Genomic DNA, 15,465 nt, shown 5'->3' on the forward strand with positions numbered 1-15,465 from the left:
AACTGCCGGCCCGCGCCTGTTTATAAAGGGTAAAACCTTAGCTCAAGGCCTTGCGATTGAAGTCACGCAGGCGGAAACCAAGCAGCAGCAACATACCGAAATACGCCACTACGCCGGCAGCCACCAAAGCGCCCAGACGCAGGAAGCGCTCAAGCATGTGACCCTGATCCCACGCAGGCATGAAATGCATGCCAAGCAGCAGCACTGCCGACATCACCGCCACCGCGATCACCAGTTTGAAACCAAACTTTGCCCAACCCGGCTGCGGCTGATACATCTGCTGTTTGCGCAGTTGATAGAACAGCAGTCCGGCGTTGAGACAGGCACCGGCACTGATCGCCAGTGCCAGCCCCGCGTGCGCCAACGGGCCAATCAGCACCAGGTTGAATAGCTGAGTGACCACCAAGGTGAAAATTGCGATTTTTACCGGTGTACGGATGTTCTGTTGCGCATAAAAGCCCGGCGCCAAGACTTTGATCACGATAATCCCGAGCAGACCGACAGAGTAAGCAATCAATGCGCGCTGAGTCATTTCGGCGTCGAATCCACTGAACTGACCGTACTGGAATAACGAAACAGTCAGCGGCTCAGCGAGAATCCCCAACGCCAGCGCACACGGCAGCACTAGCACAAAGCACAGACGCAGGCCCCAATCGAGGATTCGCGAGTATTCGTGGCGATCCTTGCTCGCGTAGGTTTTGGCCAGCGTCGGCAGCAGAATCGTGCCCAATGCCACGCCGAGCACACCGGATGGCAACTCCATCAAGCGGTCGGCGTAATACATCCACGACACCGAGCCTGCGACCAGAAACGAGGCGAAGATGGTGTTGATGATCAGCGAGATCTGGCTGACCGACACGCCGAGAATCGCCGGTAGCATCTGTTTCATCACCCGCCACACACCGGTATCGCGCAGGTTCAGGCGCGGCAACACCAGCATGCCGATCTTTTTCAGGTGCGGCAGCTGATAGAGCAACTGCGCCAGTCCACCGACCAGTACTGCCCAGCCCAGCGCCATCACCGGAGGATCGAAATACGGCGTGAGGAACAGAGAGAACACGATCATGCTGACGTTGAGCAGCGTCGGCACGAAGGCCGGCACCGAGAAACGGTTCCAGGTATTGAGAATCGCGCCCGCCAGTGAGGACAGGGAGATCAGCAATATATAGGGGAACGTCACCCGCAACAGATCGGAGGTGAGCTGGAATTTTTCCGGCGTATCGGTAAAACCCGGGGCCGTCGCCCAGATCACCCAGGGTGCGGCGATCATGCCCAAAGCCGTAACTACCGCCAACACCAGCGTCAGCAGACCCGACACATAGGCAATAAAGGTTCGGGTCGCCTCTTCACCCTTCTGGCTTTTGTATTCAGCGAGAATCGGCACAAATGCCTGAGAGAACGCGCCTTCAGCGAAGATACGCCGCAACAGATTGGGCAGTTTGAAGGCAATAAAGAAGGCGTCCGTCGCCATCCCGGCGCCGAATGTACGGGCAATGAGCGTGTCACGAACAAACCCGAGAATCCGGGAAAGCATCGTGATAGAGCTGACGGCGGCCAACGATTTGAGCAGATTCATTGAGGGAATTTGTGCCTGTCGATAAACAGCAGGCGAACAAAGCGCCTACTTGTGCGATACTCCGCGCCGCAGCAGCACAGAGCCAAAGCTCGCGAGTTTACAGGTCAAGCGCCGGAAATAAATATCCCGCCTCTTTATACCTACCACTTAGCGGAACGTTTCAAGTGCCCTTGACAAGACTTCAACTCATCGGCATGATTCGCGGCCTATTTTGTTTGCTATTTCCTAAAAAGTCTTTCGAGGAGCTCGACGGTGGCCAACTCACCTTCCGCCAAAAAACGTGCAAAACAGGCTGAGAAGCGTCGCAGCCACAACGCCAGCCTGCGTTCCATGGTTCGCACCTACATCAAGAATGTAGTTAAAGCCATCGACGCAAAAGACGCTGAAAAAGCTCAAGCTGCATACGTTCTGGCTGTGCCAGTTATCGACCGTATGGCCGATAAAGGCATCATCCACAAGAACAAGGCTGCTCGCCATAAGAGCCGCCTGAATGGCCACGTCAAAGCACTGAAAGAAGCTGCTTAATCCGACGTAGTCATTAAAAAACCGACCTTAGGGTCGGTTTTTTATTGCCTGTGATTTAACAAATGCACAGCAAAAAAATGTGGGAGCGAGCCTGCTCGCGAATACGATCTGCCTGTTGATACTTCTATCGACTGACACGACCTCTTCGCGAGCAGGCTCGCTCCCACAATTAGATTTGCGGTGTTATTGCTGGACCGGCACCCATGGCAGAATCGGGATGGCGGTCACGGCATTCTGCGGACTGCCTTCGATCAAGCGGTCGCTGTAGACCAGGTACACCAGCGTATTGCGCTTCTTGTCGAGGAAACGCACCACCTGCATGGTCTTGAATACCAGCGAAGTGCGCTCCTTAAACACCTCATCGCCATCCTTCAGATCACCCTTGAACTTGATCGGGCCGACCTGGCGGCAAGCGATCGACGCCTCGGCGCGATCCTCAGCCAGACCCAGACCACCCTTCACGCCGCCGGTTTTGGCACGCGACAAGTAGCAGGTCACGCCTTCGACTTTCGGATCATCGAAAGCCTCAACGACAATGCGGTCGTTCGGACCGACAAACTTGAACACCGTCGACACCTGACCGATTTCCTCGGCCGAGGCCAGCAATGGCATCGCCACCAGCAAGCCCAACAATCCTTTTGCTAAACGCATCGAGTTTTCCTTACACCAGAATCAGGTTGTCACGGTGAACCAACTCAGGCTCCGCCATGTAACCGAGCAAACCGACAATCGCATCCGACGACTGACCGATGATTTTTTGTGCCTCCAGCGCGCTGTAGTTGGCCAGGCCACGAGCAATCTCACGACCATCCGGCGCCACACAGACCACCATTTCGCCGCGGCGGAAACTGCCCTGCACCAACTTCACACCGACGGGCAGCAGGCTTTTGTTGCCCTTGGACAACGCCGACACCGCCCCCTCATCCAGCACCAGCGTGCCACGCGTTTGCAGATGCCCGGCCAGCCATTGCTTGCGCGCCGCGAGCATGCCGCGCTCAGGCGACAGCAATGTGCCGATGCGCTCACCCGCCTTCAGACGATCAAGCACGCGCTCAAGACGCCCACCGACAATAATGGTGTGCGCACCGGAACGCGCAGCCAATCGAGCTGCACGCAACTTGGTCTGCATGCCGCCGCGCCCCAGCGCACCACCGGTACCGCCGGCGACCGCATCGAGAGAAGGGTCATCTGCACGCGCCTCGTAAATCATCTGCGCATCGGGGTTATTACGCGGATCGGCGTCGAACATGCCATCGCGATCAGTCAGGATCACCAGCAGATCCGCCTCGACCAGGTTAGCCACCAGCGCCGCCAGCGTATCGTTGTCGCCAAAACGGATTTCGTCAGTGACCACGGTGTCGTTTTCGTTGATCACCGGGATGACTTTCAGCTCAACCAATGCGCGCAGGGTGCTGCGGGCGTTGAGGTAACGCTTGCGGTCGGACAGGTCGTCGTGGGTCAGGAGAATCTGCGCAGTGTGACGCCCATGCTCGGCGAAGCTCGATTCCCACGCCTGCACCAGACCCATCTGGCCAATAGCTGCGGCCGCCTGGAGCTCGTGCATCGCACTGGGTCGTGCGGTCCAGCCCAAACGACTCATGCCGGCCGCCACCGCCCCGGAGGACACCAGCACCAACTCGACGCCAGCCTCATGCAAGGCCACCATCTGCTCGACCCAGACACTCATTGCCGCGCGATCCAGCCCCTTGCCATCAGCTGTCAGCAAAGCGCTGCCGATCTTCACGACCCAACGCTGCGCACCTGTCACCTTGCTCCGCATCATCTTCAACCTTAGCTTGAGGGCAGCGCGACCCAGCGCCGCCCATGACGTTATTTGTGACTTGCGATTTCCAGATACTAAAACGCCGCTCGATTGAGCGGCGCCTTAGAAAAACGGCTTGCGGCGATGATAACACCGCCCCGAGATGAAGACTCAGCACACACCAGCGATCTTCTGAAGGTCAAAAGATCGCAGCCTGCGACAGCTCCTACCCGACGAATCAGTCACGCACGTAAATGATTTCCGGACCGTCTTCGTCATCCACATCTTCTTCGTCCCAATCATCGTCGCCGATGTCATGGACCGACTTCACGCCGCTGCGACGCAGGGCACGCTTGTCATCCAGCGCCTGCAGTTGCGCGCGGGCTTCGTCTTCAATGCGCTGATCGAGATCGGCCAGCTCTTCCTTGTAAGCCGGGTCATTGGCCAGACGATCAGCACGGTCCTCCATGTAACGCATGATGTCATGGCACAGACGCTCGGTGCCGATCTTGGCGATGGCCGAGATCACGTAGACCGGACCGGTCCACTCCAGGCGCTCAACGATTTCCTTGACGCGCTCATCATGCTCTTCTTCAAGGATCTGGTCGCACTTGTTCAGCACCAGCCAGCGATCACGCTCAGCCAGGGACGGGCTGAACTTGATCAGCTCGTTGACGATCACTTCAGCGGCATCCGGTGCACTGGAATCATCCAGCGGCGCCATGTCGACGAGGTGCAGCAGCAGACGCGTACGCGCCAAGTGCTTGAGGAAGCGAATACCCAGACCGGCACCGTCGGAAGCACCTTCAATCAGACCCGGAATGTCGGCAATGACGAAGCTCTTCCAGCGATCGACGCTGACCACACCGAGGTTCGGCACCAGCGTGGTGAACGGGTAATCGGCTACTTTCGGCTTGGCGGCCGATACCGAACGGATAAAGGTACTTTTACCGGCGTTCGGCAAGCCCAGCAGACCGACGTCAGCCAGTACTTTCATTTCCAGCTTCAGATCACGCTGCTCACCCGGCTTACCCGGAGTGGTCTGACGCGGCGCACGGTTGGTACTGGATTTGAAACGGGTGTTGCCCAGACCGTGCCAGCCGCCCTGCACGACCATCAGCTTCTGGCCAGCCCTGGTCAGGTCGCCAATCACTTCCTGGGTAGCTGAGTCGATCACCGTGGTGCCGACCGGCACGCGCAGGATCAGGTCCTCGCCTTTTTTACCGGTGCAGTCAGTGCTGCCGCCGTTGGAACCACGCTCGGCATCGAAGTGCCGGGTGTAACGGTAGTCGACCAGGGTGTTGAGGTTTTCGTCAGCCATCATGTAGATGGAACCGCCGTCACCACCATCACCACCGTTCGGGCCACCGTTTTCGATGAATTTTTCCCGACGGAAACTCATGGCACCGTTGCCGCCATCACCAGCCTTTACGCGAATCGATACTTCATCAACAAACTTCATAACCAACGCCTCTCGCCGTACGGACGAGCCGAAAAACAATCAAGACATAAGACTCTTGCAAAAATGAGCGCAGCGACCCCAAAACACGACCTGCATCGCACGCCGACAGCCCATACAAACAGCTTTGCAAGAGACTCACCCCACAAACGAAAAAGCCCCGTCGCGAGACAGGGCTTTTCCAGCGATCGCGCAATTAAGCGGCGACAACGCTCACGTAACGGCGGTTGAACGCGCCTTTTACTTCAAACTTGATCACGCCTTCGATTTTCGCGAAGAGGGTGTGATCCTTACCCATGCCAACGCCGTAGCCAGCGTGGAATTGGGTGCCGCGCTGACGCACGATGATGTTGCCCGGAATGATTTTCTGGCCGCCATACATCTTAACGCCAAGGCGTTTGGCTTCTGAGTCGCGACCGTTACGGGTACTACCACCAGCTTTTTTGTGTGCCATGAGTCAATTCTCCTAGTGAGGAATTAGGCTGAAATTAAGCCTGAATACCGGTGATTTTGATCTCGGTGTACCACTGGCGGTGGCCCATACGCTTCATGTGGTGCTTACGACGACGGAACTTGATGATGCGAACTTTATCGTGACGACCTTGGGAGATCACTTCAGCCACAACGGTAGCGCCAGCAACAACTGGAGCGCCGATATTCACGTCGTCGCCATTGGCAACCAACAGAACGCGATCAAAGGTAACGGATTCGCCGGTAGCGATTTCCAGTTTTTCGATCTTCAGGTATTCACCTGGGGCGACTTTGTACTGCTTGCCGCCAGTAACGATTACTGCATAAGACATGGTATTTCTCCGATAATCCTGCTCACCCAGCTCTTTATAAGAAGAGGTATTGGCTGGCATGGCTGCATAAGGCTGGAAGGCCCGTTGCAATTGCGTAAGGCAGGTGCTGCCCAGGAAGTTCAGGGTGCGCGATTGTACGCAAGCTGCAAGAGACGCGCAAGTAGCCGTCCATCGCGCCTTGACAGCTCTGGATGTGAGTCCTAGCATGCCGCGCAACCCTTCTGGAGCGACTCTCGCTGATGCAACCCCAAGCTTTCTACCGCGCGGTGGCGGACGATTTTAGCGCCGTCGACGGCATCATCAAGAAGCAGCTGACTTCCCGAGTACCGCTGGTATCGAAAATCGGCGATTACATCACCTCGGCCGGCGGCAAACGTCTGCGTCCTTTATTAGTGTTGCTGTGTGGCAAGGCCCTGGGTCGCGAAGGCGACGACATGCGTCTGCTGGCCGCCACCATCGAATTCCTGCACACCGCCACTCTGCTGCATGACGACGTGGTCGACATGTCCGGCATGCGCCGTGGCCGTTCGACCGCCAACGCCATGTGGGGCAACGCTCCAAGCGTGCTGGTCGGCGATTTCCTGTACTCGCGCTCGTTCGAAATGATGGTCGAACTGGGCTCGATGCCGGTGATGAAGATCCTCTCCCAGGCCACGCGCATCATCGCCGAAGGCGAAGTGCTGCAACTGTCCAAGGTACGCGACGCCAGCACCACCGAAGAAACCTACATGGAAGTCATCCGCGGCAAGACCGCGATGCTCTTCGAAGCCTCGACTCACAGTGCTGCGGCACTGGCCGGTGCTACCGCCGACCAGAGCGAAGCGTTGCGTACTTTCGGTGATCACCTCGGCGTGGCGTTCCAGTTGGTCGACGACCTGCTCGACTACAAGGGCGACGCGGAAACCCTGGGCAAGAATGTCGGTGACGATCTGGCCGAAGGCAAGCCGACCCTGCCGCTGATCTACACCATGCGCGAAGGCACACCGGAACAGGCTGCACTGGTGCGTCAGGCGATCCAGAAAGGCGGGATCGAAGATCTGGAAAGCATCCGCATTGCCGTGGAAGCTTCCGGTTCGCTGGAGTACACCGCGCAACTGGCCCGTGATTACGTGGCCCGTGCGATCAAGTGCCTTGAGGCGCTGCCAGCCAGCGAATACCGCGATGCGCTGGTTGAACTGAGTGAGTTTGCGGTCGCCCGTACGCACTGATTCTGCCCACCGTGGGAGCGAGCCTGCTCGCGAAAGCGATCTGCCAGTCGACTTCAATGTTGACTGACCTGACGCCTTCGCGAGCAGGTCGAATCGTCGCACCGTCGCTCCCACAGTTGTTTCTGCGCTATGCCCTCCCTCGCGTAAAACCCTATACAATGTGCGACTTTTAGCGATCCACACCCAAGGAGCCTTAGTGAGCACGTTGCCACCCTGCCCGAAATGCAATTCCGAATACACCTACGAAGACGGCACCCAACTGGTGTGCCCGGAGTGCGCCCACGAGTGGTCCGCCAGCGGCGAAGCCGAAGTGGCGTCCGATGATGCCGTGAAGAAAGATTCGGTCGGCAACGTCCTGCAGGACGGCGACACCATCACCGTGATCAAGGATCTGAAGGTCAAGGGCACTTCGCTGGTGGTCAAGGTCGGCACCAAGGTCAAGAACATCCGTCTGTGCGATGGCGACCACGACATCGACTGCAAGATCGACGGCATCGGCCCGATGAAACTCAAATCCGAGTTCGTCAGAAAGGTCTGAATCGCTTGTCATCCATCCCGCGCCAGCCGTGGGATGGAGCTTCGCCCTCTCCGCTCTGCCCCAGAAAAACCAGACGATAGCCAAGCGTCAGCCGTTTTGACCTTACGCAATCTTTACCCGGAAAAATCCACAAACCGCCAATAGGCGCTTGCTATTTGATGAATAAGAATTATTCTCATTGAAACCTTTCAAGGAGATGAGAACCATGACTTATTTGATCGACGCCTGGCTGGACCGCCCACACCCTTACCTCAGAATCCTCCATCGGGAAACCGGCGAAGTCTGTGCGGTGCTTGAAGAAGAAGCCCTGCATGAGCTGCAAGACCAAGGGGATCTGGACGTCAGCAGCCTGAATTCCAGCGAGCCGCTGGTGCTCAAGGAGCTGGTGCGCAATCTGTTTCTGTTCTGCTATGCCCGGGCCTTGCGCCCGACCAGTGAATTGCATCACAAGATAGAACTATGAGCAGCAATACAAAACCTGTGGGAGCGAGCTTGCTCGCGAAGGCTTCAACTCGAATCTCAAGTTAGATCCAGTCGCCTGCATTCGCGAGCAGGCTCGCTCCCACAAAGGTCTTACAGAACGTCCAGCAGCTCGACGTCGAATACCAGAACGCTGTGCGGCGGGATGCTGCCAACGCCTTGAGCGCCGTAAGCCAGTTCGCTCGGCACGTACAGACGCCATTTGCTGCCGGCATTCATCAGTTGCAGGGCTTCGGTCCAGCCAGCGATCACGCCGCCAACCGGGAATTCTGCAGGCTGGCCACGCTCGTAGGAGCTGTCGAACACAGTGCCGTCGATCAGGGTGCCGTGGTAGTGAGTACGTACTTGATCTTCACGGGTCGGCTTGGCGCCTTCGCCCTGAGTCAGCACTTCGAATTGCAGGCCGGAAGCCAGAGTGGTGATGCCGTCACGCTTGGCGTTTTCAGCGAGGAAGGCCAAGCCTTCGCCAGCAGCGGCTTCAGCTTTGGCAGCCGCTTCGGCTTGCATGATTTCGCGGATAACCTTGAAGCTGGCGGACATTTCTTCCTGGCCAACACGGCTTTCCTTACCGGCGAACGCGTCGGTCAGGCCAGCCAGGATCGCGTCCAGGCTAACGCCCGGTGGCGGGTTGTCGCGCAGCTGATCACCCAGCTGACGGCCGATGCCGTAGCTGACGCGGGTTTCGTCGGTGGACAGATTTACTTCGGACATGACACTGCTCCGCTGTGCGGACGGCCACAAGACTTGCCGTGCGTGCACAGCGCGTCCCGGCGCGCCCGGAACCAAAAGGGCGAGCAGACTAGCACAGATGCTCAGGCGATGGCGCGCAAGGCCTACAGGGCAGAACGCCAGGCGAGCGGCACCTTCAGGCTTTCCTCGCCACTGGCGCCCAGGCCACACATTTCATCGTGTACCGAGGTGTGCACGAGATTGAACGGCAGCACCGGAAAGTTGTGCAGCAAATCCCGTGCATGTTCCACCGAGCGCAATGTCAGCATCCCACCCTTGAGGTCACTCAACGGATACGCCGCCCCATGCATCCGTGCTTCGAGCAGATAAATCCCGCCTTCCATGGAGATCAGATTCAGCTCATCAACCTTCCTGGCGATGGCAAACGCATTCAACTCTTGCAGGTTCATGAACGCACCTCAGACAGTGGCGAGTCAGGACCTCTACAGGGATATGCCCAAGAGCATCAAAGCACAAGCCACAAACGACACCGCCCGTCTGTTTCGCAACAGACAGGCGGTGTTATTGCAGCGATCAACGGTTGATCAGTGCTTGGTGACCTTGTCCAGGTAACCCATGGCGAACGCCGAGACGACGAAGGTCATGTGGATGATCACGTACCACATCAAGTGCTCGGGATCGACGTTCTTGGCGTCCATGAAGATGCGCAGCAAGTGGATCGAGGAGATCGCCACGATCGAAGCCGCCACTTTCATCTTCAGCGACGAGGAGTCCATGGTGCCGAGCCAGCTGAGCTTTTCCTTGCCTTCATCGATGTTCAGTTCAGAGACGAAGTTCTCGTAGCCGGAAATCATCACCATCACCAGCAGGCCGCCAACCAGCGCCATATCGATCAGCGACAGCAGCACCAGAATCAGTTCCGACTCGGCCATCGAGAACACGTTGGGCAGGATGTGGAAAACTTCCTGGAAAAATTTCAGTGCCAGCGCCAGCAGTCCGAGGGATAGCCCGATATAGATTGGCGCCAGCAGCCAGCGCGAGGCGTACATTGCGTTTTCGATAAAGCGTTCCATTGAGTCTCACACAGGGGGGCTGGAAATGGCGGCGAGTATAACAGCCACCTATGACAGCCAGAAACCGCCGAAAAATCCGCCACCTGCGTGTGTGAGTGATTTTTTTTCTGCTAGTGTCCAAACCATTGACAGCCCAGTGACTGTAGACAGGACGCGTGGAAATGGATGTGCGATTACCGATAACGACGGCCGGAATCTGCCTTGCACTGTTGATCAGCGGTTGCTCGCCTGGCGACGAGAAGCACGCCGCCAGCCTTGAACAAAAGACGGCAAAGTTCGAACAGTCGCTGGACGCCATCACCGATCCGAAACTCAAGGACGCCATTACCGAACTTGGCGGCTCACTGCTGTTGCTTGAACGGGCGCAACTCAAGCTCAGCGACAATCCAACGCGCACCGAATACGGCGAAGACGCCCTCGCCGTACTCAAGCACTACCCCGCCCCGCAGACACTGGTTGATACCTTTATCAATGGCCTGTTCGTGCTGCACAAGGACGCCAGCTCCGATTACCTCACCGACCTGCAACCGGTGTTCCCGTTCAACCTGAACATTCCCGGCGGCTTCCTGTTCCCCCATGGCGTGGAGTGGCAGTCGGTAACATTGAGCAACAAACGCGTGATCGCTTATCAGCCGGAATGGTCGGAAACCGATCCGGGCATCCAGCTCAGCCCGTCCAGCTCCAATGTCACCAACCCCGATGACCTGACCGTAACCTACCCATTCATTGACGGGCTGGACGTGGACAAGAAGACCCTGCCGCAACCGGTCAGCCTGCAAGGCCAGATCGAAGTCATCGCGCCGCGCCGCTTGTACAGCTTCGACCTGACGCAAAAGGACGTCGGCCAAACCCGCACCAATGACAACCTCAGCGTCAAACTGCTGAAGCTTGAAAAGGACTACGCAGAGGTCGAATTCAGCAACAACCTGCCGCTGGCGGCGGAAGTCGCCGATGCCCAGCTCAATCCGCTGATCGTCCAGGCCCGCGATAACACCGGACAGTACCTAGTGCGTGCCGGCTCGATCAACGAGAGTCCGGAGCAAGTAGCCTTTTACGAGAAACAACTGACGTACCTGCAACAGCAGAAAAGCTGGAGCGATACGCTGGAAAAACAGCTCACCCGGGAACAACAGGATTTCGAGCAGAAACACCCGCGTCGCTACAACAAGGTCTATTTCAACGGTCCGATCGATACCCTGGAAGTCAGCGTGCTGGATTTTTCCTCGGCGACCGTGACGCGTAAACCGCTGGACCTGCCGATTCGCACGTTCAATCAGCACACCACGGAGAAAACCATCCAGCCACTGGATCCATCAGTGACGGTTTACGACGACCTGGCAGGCAACTGGCTCAAGGGCGCGAGCCTGACCGAAGAACAACTGAAGGCCGGCATCCGCATTCATCAATCCGTAGAAGAACCAAGCGCCGCACGCATCGAGTTTTCTCATCGCCGCACGTTCAATGATGAATTGCTTGGCGATGATTTCAGTCCGGGTGTCAGCCCGGTCACGTTTTTCACCGAAAAGCGCGGTGGCAAGCTCGATGAACCGATCGAACTGCCGCCCGAGGCGTACCAGGTCGATCCGCTGCGCGCGACGATCACTTACGACCTGAACCTGTTCCCGGAAACCCCGGCGATTGCCGTCGGCTCAATGCCGCTGTTTCTCGCCACGGTAGCCAAACAGACGTACGACGCCAAGTCCCTGCCCAAAGGCCTGGAGATCAAGAACAACATGCTGGTGGTGGACCTGAAACTGTTTCCGCCCAACGAATGGCGTTTCTTCGTCAAGGATGACAGCGGCAATTACCTCAAGCAGATCCTTTCGGTCAGCCACGACGCGGGCACAGAAGGCCCGGCGTTGTTTGGCGTGCATTACTTTTATGGCCACCCGAGCCACGTGGAAACCTATCAGCGAACCGACCTCGCCACCGTGCAATATGGCTTTGAAGTCAAACTCGACAAGGCGCAGCTGCCTGATACTGCCCCTTGAAGAGCAAGATCAAAAGATCGCAGCCTGCGGCAGCTCCTACAGGGCGCGGCCACGGCCACCGTTGATCTGCCGCAGTTGGGCTTGCAGGTGCAGGCTCCAGATCTGCGGATCGTCGGCCAGTTCGTAGCCATGCAAGGTCAGGCTTTCAACGATCGTGTCGAGTATCGATTCAGCGGCGACCGGCCCATGAAACGGGCCTTGGGCTTTGATGGCGGAAGGTTGTTCGCCGGCCATGCCGGCAGCGAAGAGCAGCGTCCACATGCCGTTATCGCCGGCCAACGGCTTGATGGCGCATTCGATACGGGTCACGAGACCCAGGCATTGACGGGTGAGGCAGAGGTTGCGCGACATGGCGGCGACCCTCGGTGAAGCCGGTATTCAGTCCCCACGGGAGGACTGGCTCGATCCAGTGATACTGTCGATATCCTTGAGCTGAGAATAGAAGAAAAGTCTGCTCCGCAAGCCGAATGGAACCAGAAGGCGCCGAATGGTCATTGTGTGAATATTGGCGTCAGAGTTGTGGCGAATTTTCGCTGGATTCACACCAAACAAATGTGGGAGCGAGCCTGCTCGCGAATGCGGAGTGTCAGGCAACTTATTCGTCGTCTGATACACCGCTTTCGCGACAGGCTCGCTCCCACAGTTTTTGACCGCGTTTAGGCTCAGGCCGGCTTGGCTTCGGCCAAAGCCTCTTGTGCCAACTCCTTCTCCGCTTCCTTGAGGTCTTCTTCGCTGATCATCTCGGCGATGTCGCGCAAGCGCTCGACCACCCGTGCATTGATGCTGCCTTCCGGGAATTCGCCATCGGCATTCGGCTCACCGGCCGGTTCACCGACCAGAAGGCTCAGCGCTTCATCCGCCTGACGCACCGCGTAAACGTGGAACTGCCCGGCACGCACCGCCGCCAGCACTTTCTCATCGAGCATCAGCGTGGCGACGTTGGCCTGCGGAATGATCGCGCCCTGCTCGCCGGTCAAGCCGCGTGCTTCGCAGAGGCGGAAGAAGCCTTCGATCTTTTCGTTGACTCCGCCCACCGCCTGCACTTCGCCGAACTGGTTGATCGAACCGGTAATCGCGAAGCACTGCTTCAACGGCGTTTTCGACAGCGCCGAAATCAACGTGCACGCCTCGCCCAACGACGCACTGTCGCCATCGACGTAACCGTAGGATTGCTCGAGTGCGATGCTCGCGGAAATCGCCAGCGGGAATTCCTGAGCGTAACGGCTGCCCAGATACCCGGTGAGGATCATCACGCCTTTGGAGTGAATCGGCTGCCCGAGGTTGACTTCACGCTCGATGTCGACGATACCGCTGCCACCCGGGTACACCGTGGCGGAAATCCTCGCCGGCACACCGAACGCCGAATCGCCGACCTCCAGCACGGTCAGACCGTTGCACTTGCCGACCGCCGCGCCATCGGTGTCGATCAGGATGATCCCGGCGAGCATGTCGTCGAGAATCCGCGCCGAGACACGCCCGGTGCGCGTGGCTTTGGCCTTCAGCGCACGTTCGATATGACCGGCATCGGTCATATCATCGCCAGCCAGATGACGGATGAAATCCGCTTCACTGACCAGTTGGAACAGATCGCCGATGCGCGCCGACAGACGCCCTTGGTGTTCGGCCAGACGTGCGCTGTAAGTGGCCAGACGCGCCACCGCATCGGCAGTCAGCGGTGCCATGCCCTCTTCCGAGGTACGGGTTTTCAACAGCTGGGCGAATTGCTCCAGGCTCTCGTCGACCATCGGGATGTCTTCGTCGAAGTCCACCAGAACGCGGAACATCTCCTGGAAGTCCGGATCGAGGTCTTGCAGCGTGTAGTACAGCGACCGCGCACCGATGATGATGACTTTGACCTGCAACGGAATGTGTTGCGGGTTGAGCGTCACAGTGGCGAACCGGCCCATCTCGCCTAGCGGTGATTCCATTTTCAGCTTGCGCGATTGCAGGGCGCGTTTCAGCGCATCCCACACGAACGGCTCGCTGAGCATTTTTTCCGCTTCAAGAATCAGGAAACCGCCGTTGGCGCGGTGCAAGGCACCCGGACGCAACTGGCGATACGTGGTGTAGAGCGCGCCCTGATCGGTGGTGTATTCGATACGACCGAAGAGGTTTTCGTAAGTCGGGTGCGGCTCGAACACCACCGGCGCACCGCCGCTGGCCGGATGCCCGACCACCAGGCTCGGCGCGTATTGCTCTTCCAGCAGCTTGCGCGCGACGGCGTCGGTCTTGCTGTCATCGACCAATTGCTCGACCACGGTCTTCAGCAGGTACACCTGCATCGCTTGCAGGTAACCGCAGACCGCAGCGTTTTCCGCGTACTTCTCCGACAGCGGCGACAGCAACGGCTGCAGCGCCAAGGTGATGGTTTCTTCGTTGAGCGAGCGCAATTGATTGTTCGACTCGCGCTTCCATTGCGGCAGGCTGGCGAGTTCTTCGTTCAGGCGTTCTTCGAGGCCGGAAATGTCATCGTGGAAACGCTCACGATCGGCTTCCGGCAACTGAGCGAATTCCGCTTCATCCAGCGCTTTGCCGTCGAGCATCGGCGTGAAGGCAATGTTGCTGGCGTCGCGATACAGGGCGACGTCTTTTTCCAGGGCCAGACGCTCGATGATGTCGAGGGCCTTGTCGTAGCGCTGGTTGAAGGCGCGGTCGATGGCGCTTTTCTTTTGCTGGTAGGACGGGTGCTCGAACACCGCCGGAAACGTCGCCAGCAGGTTGTCGATCAAACCGTTGATGTCACCGATAAAGGCGCCGGCCGTGCCCGATGGCAGTTCCAGGGCGCGTGGTTCGCGTGGCTCATCGAAGTTATTGACGTAGACCCAGTCCGCCGGGGTCTGCAGGCGTTTGCCTTCGGCCTTCAGGTAGCGTTTGACGAACGAGAAGCGGCCGGTGCCGGGTTCGCCCATGACAAAGACGTTGTAACCGGGGCGTGGCATCGCCACACCGAACTGCAAGGCTTCGACCGCGCGTTCCTGGCCGAGCACACCGCGAAAGGGCTCCAGATCATTGGTGGTAGTGAAGCTGAACTGTTCAGCGGAAAACGGACGGGTCAGCGCTTCGGGCGCAAGACGCAAGCTGGCAGCAACAGAATCAGGCATCGGGCTTCCTTAACAATCAGGCGGGGCAGATAGCGGCATTCTGGCGCTGCCCGTGCCCCACTGGCAAGGCGCGCCACACGACAAAGCATAGACAACTGCCCGCCCCTGCCCCGGCACCCGTGAAATCGGGGTTATCGCCAAATCTTTTGTAAAAACTCACGGAACCCCAGGAACGTGCCTAAACTCCAAACTGCGCGGCTGGAACTAATACTGGCCCACTGGCACCGTCAGGTGTCAGAACCCTGTCCATTGGTATGCA

Annotated in this window: 16 protein-coding genes; 5 read left to right on the forward strand and 11 right to left on the reverse strand. The window is 58.1% G+C overall.

The genetic code is table 11. The annotated features are described in order from the left end of the window. Positions 1 to 37 precede the first annotated feature (37 nt). Positions 38 to 1,576, reverse strand: coding sequence for a murein biosynthesis integral membrane protein MurJ (gene murJ / locus F8N44_RS12780; RefSeq protein WP_150650555.1), 1,539 nt, complete (start codon positions 1,574 to 1,576; stop codon positions 38 to 40). A gap of 252 nt (positions 1,577 to 1,828) precedes the next feature. Here murJ and rpsT point away from each other — a divergent pair, with 252 nt between their 5' ends. After that, on the forward strand, positions 1,829 to 2,101 hold the full coding sequence (gene rpsT, locus F8N44_RS12790; protein WP_003228351.1) for a 30S ribosomal protein S20: 273 nt from the start codon (positions 1,829 to 1,831) through the stop codon (positions 2,099 to 2,101). Between the two features lie 183 nt (positions 2,102 to 2,284). Here rpsT and F8N44_RS12795 read toward each other — a convergent pair whose 3' ends face one another. From F8N44_RS12795 to rplU, 5 genes are all read right to left on the reverse strand, one after another. After that, complete coding sequence (locus tag F8N44_RS12795; protein ID WP_150650556.1) at positions 2,285 to 2,752, reverse strand: CreA family protein; 468 nt, start codon at positions 2,750 to 2,752, stop codon at positions 2,285 to 2,287. A gap of 10 nt (positions 2,753 to 2,762) precedes the next feature. After that, on the reverse strand, positions 2,763 to 3,881 hold the full coding sequence (gene proB / locus F8N44_RS12800) for a glutamate 5-kinase (RefSeq protein WP_141126409.1): 1,119 nt from the start codon (positions 3,879 to 3,881) through the stop codon (positions 2,763 to 2,765). Between the two features lie 220 nt (positions 3,882 to 4,101). Continuing rightward, complete coding sequence (cgtA, locus tag F8N44_RS12805; RefSeq protein ID WP_150650557.1) at positions 4,102 to 5,325, reverse strand: Obg family GTPase CgtA; 1,224 nt, start codon at positions 5,323 to 5,325, stop codon at positions 4,102 to 4,104. A 193-nt stretch (positions 5,326 to 5,518) separates the two neighbouring features. Continuing rightward, positions 5,519 to 5,776, reverse strand: coding sequence for a 50S ribosomal protein L27 (gene rpmA / locus F8N44_RS12810; protein ID WP_003176049.1), 258 nt, complete (start codon positions 5,774 to 5,776; stop codon positions 5,519 to 5,521). 34 nt (positions 5,777 to 5,810) lie between these two features. Then, on the reverse strand, positions 5,811 to 6,125 hold the full coding sequence (gene rplU, locus F8N44_RS12815) for a 50S ribosomal protein L21 (protein ID WP_003176051.1): 315 nt from the start codon (positions 6,123 to 6,125) through the stop codon (positions 5,811 to 5,813). Between the two features lie 239 nt (positions 6,126 to 6,364). On the opposite strand from rplU, the gene F8N44_RS12820 reads away from it, so the two are divergent. The 3 genes from F8N44_RS12820 (at position 6,365) to F8N44_RS12830 (ending at position 8,334) form a co-directional block, all read left to right on the forward strand. After that, on the forward strand, positions 6,365 to 7,333 hold the full coding sequence (locus F8N44_RS12820; protein ID WP_150650558.1) for a polyprenyl synthetase family protein: 969 nt from the start codon (positions 6,365 to 6,367) through the stop codon (positions 7,331 to 7,333). Positions 7,334 to 7,529: 196 nt separating this feature from the next. Beyond that, entirely contained in the window at positions 7,530 to 7,871 is a 342-nt protein-coding gene (locus F8N44_RS12825) for a zinc ribbon domain-containing protein YjdM (RefSeq protein ID WP_016986200.1), read from the forward strand. Positions 7,872 to 8,076: 205 nt separating this feature from the next. Next, positions 8,077 to 8,334 carry a hypothetical protein gene (locus F8N44_RS12830; RefSeq protein ID WP_034153845.1) on the forward strand — a complete coding sequence of 86 codons (258 nt, stop codon included), beginning with the start codon at positions 8,077 to 8,079 and terminating at the stop codon, positions 8,332 to 8,334. 110 nt (positions 8,335 to 8,444) lie between these two features. On the opposite strand, the gene F8N44_RS12835 is transcribed toward F8N44_RS12830, so the two are convergent. The 3 genes from F8N44_RS12835 to F8N44_RS12845 form a co-directional block, all read right to left on the reverse strand. Further along, on the reverse strand, positions 8,445 to 9,062 hold the full coding sequence (locus F8N44_RS12835; RefSeq protein WP_008078561.1) for an FKBP-type peptidyl-prolyl cis-trans isomerase: 618 nt from the start codon (positions 9,060 to 9,062) through the stop codon (positions 8,445 to 8,447). A 122-nt stretch (positions 9,063 to 9,184) separates the two neighbouring features. Next, entirely contained in the window at positions 9,185 to 9,490 is a 306-nt protein-coding gene (locus F8N44_RS12840; protein ID WP_077574605.1) for a DUF6482 family protein, read from the reverse strand. A 135-nt stretch (positions 9,491 to 9,625) separates the two neighbouring features. After that, positions 9,626 to 10,114: a TIGR00645 family protein gene (locus F8N44_RS12845; protein WP_007909801.1), complete on the reverse strand. Its 489-nt coding sequence runs from the start codon at positions 10,112 to 10,114 to the stop codon at positions 9,626 to 9,628. A gap of 161 nt (positions 10,115 to 10,275) precedes the next feature. Between F8N44_RS12845 and F8N44_RS12850 the strand changes: the two genes are divergently transcribed. Then, the gene (locus F8N44_RS12850; RefSeq protein WP_150650559.1) at positions 10,276 to 12,105 is read left to right on the forward strand and encodes a hypothetical protein; all 1,830 of its coding nucleotides are present in this window, start codon (positions 10,276 to 10,278) and stop codon (positions 12,103 to 12,105) included. A 36-nt stretch (positions 12,106 to 12,141) separates the two neighbouring features. Here the strand turns inward: F8N44_RS12850 and F8N44_RS12855 are convergent, their stop codons facing one another. Together F8N44_RS12855 and F8N44_RS12860 are read right to left on the reverse strand one after the other, a co-directional pair. After that, positions 12,142 to 12,456: a hypothetical protein gene (locus tag F8N44_RS12855; protein ID WP_007909799.1), complete on the reverse strand. Its 315-nt coding sequence runs from the start codon at positions 12,454 to 12,456 to the stop codon at positions 12,142 to 12,144. A gap of 311 nt (positions 12,457 to 12,767) precedes the next feature. After that, positions 12,768 to 15,206: a Lon protease family protein gene (locus tag F8N44_RS12860; protein ID WP_150650560.1), complete on the reverse strand. Its 2,439-nt coding sequence runs from the start codon at positions 15,204 to 15,206 to the stop codon at positions 12,768 to 12,770. Between the last annotated feature and the right edge of the window lie 259 nt (positions 15,207 to 15,465).

The organism is Pseudomonas fluorescens (assembly GCF_902497745.1).
GTDB classification, from domain to species: domain Bacteria; phylum Pseudomonadota; class Gammaproteobacteria; order Pseudomonadales; family Pseudomonadaceae; genus Aquipseudomonas; species Aquipseudomonas fluorescens_BM.

Coding starts and splice junctions, on each gene's coding strand:
- murJ (WP_150650555.1), bottom strand. CDS start 1,576: ATGAATCTGCTCAAATCGTTGGCCGCCGTCAGCTCTATCACGATGCTT.
- F8N44_RS12795 (WP_150650556.1), bottom strand. CDS start 2,752: ATGCGTTTAGCAAAAGGATTGTTGGGCTTGCTGGTGGCGATGCCATTG.
- proB (WP_141126409.1), bottom strand. CDS start 3,881: ATGCGGAGCAAGGTGACAGGTGCGCAGCGTTGGGTCGTGAAGATCGGC.
- cgtA (WP_150650557.1), bottom strand. CDS start 5,325: ATGAAGTTTGTTGATGAAGTATCGATTCGCGTAAAGGCTGGTGATGGC.
- rpmA (WP_003176049.1), bottom strand. CDS start 5,776: ATGGCACACAAAAAAGCTGGTGGTAGTACCCGTAACGGTCGCGACTCA.
- rplU (WP_003176051.1), bottom strand. CDS start 6,125: ATGTCTTATGCAGTAATCGTTACTGGCGGCAAGCAGTACAAAGTCGCC.
- F8N44_RS12820 (WP_150650558.1), top strand. CDS start 6,365: ATGCAACCCCAAGCTTTCTACCGCGCGGTGGCGGACGATTTTAGCGCC.
- F8N44_RS12830 (WP_034153845.1), top strand. CDS start 8,077: ATGACTTATTTGATCGACGCCTGGCTGGACCGCCCACACCCTTACCTC.
- F8N44_RS12835 (WP_008078561.1), bottom strand. CDS start 9,062: ATGTCCGAAGTAAATCTGTCCACCGACGAAACCCGCGTCAGCTACGGC.
- F8N44_RS12840 (WP_077574605.1), bottom strand. CDS start 9,490: ATGAACCTGCAAGAGTTGAATGCGTTTGCCATCGCCAGGAAGGTTGAT.
- F8N44_RS12845 (WP_007909801.1), bottom strand. CDS start 10,114: ATGGAACGCTTTATCGAAAACGCAATGTACGCCTCGCGCTGGCTGCTG.
- F8N44_RS12850 (WP_150650559.1), top strand. CDS start 10,276: ATGGATGTGCGATTACCGATAACGACGGCCGGAATCTGCCTTGCACTG.
- F8N44_RS12855 (WP_007909799.1), bottom strand. CDS start 12,456: ATGTCGCGCAACCTCTGCCTCACCCGTCAATGCCTGGGTCTCGTGACC.
- F8N44_RS12860 (WP_150650560.1), bottom strand. CDS start 15,206: ATGCCTGATTCTGTTGCTGCCAGCTTGCGTCTTGCGCCCGAAGCGCTG.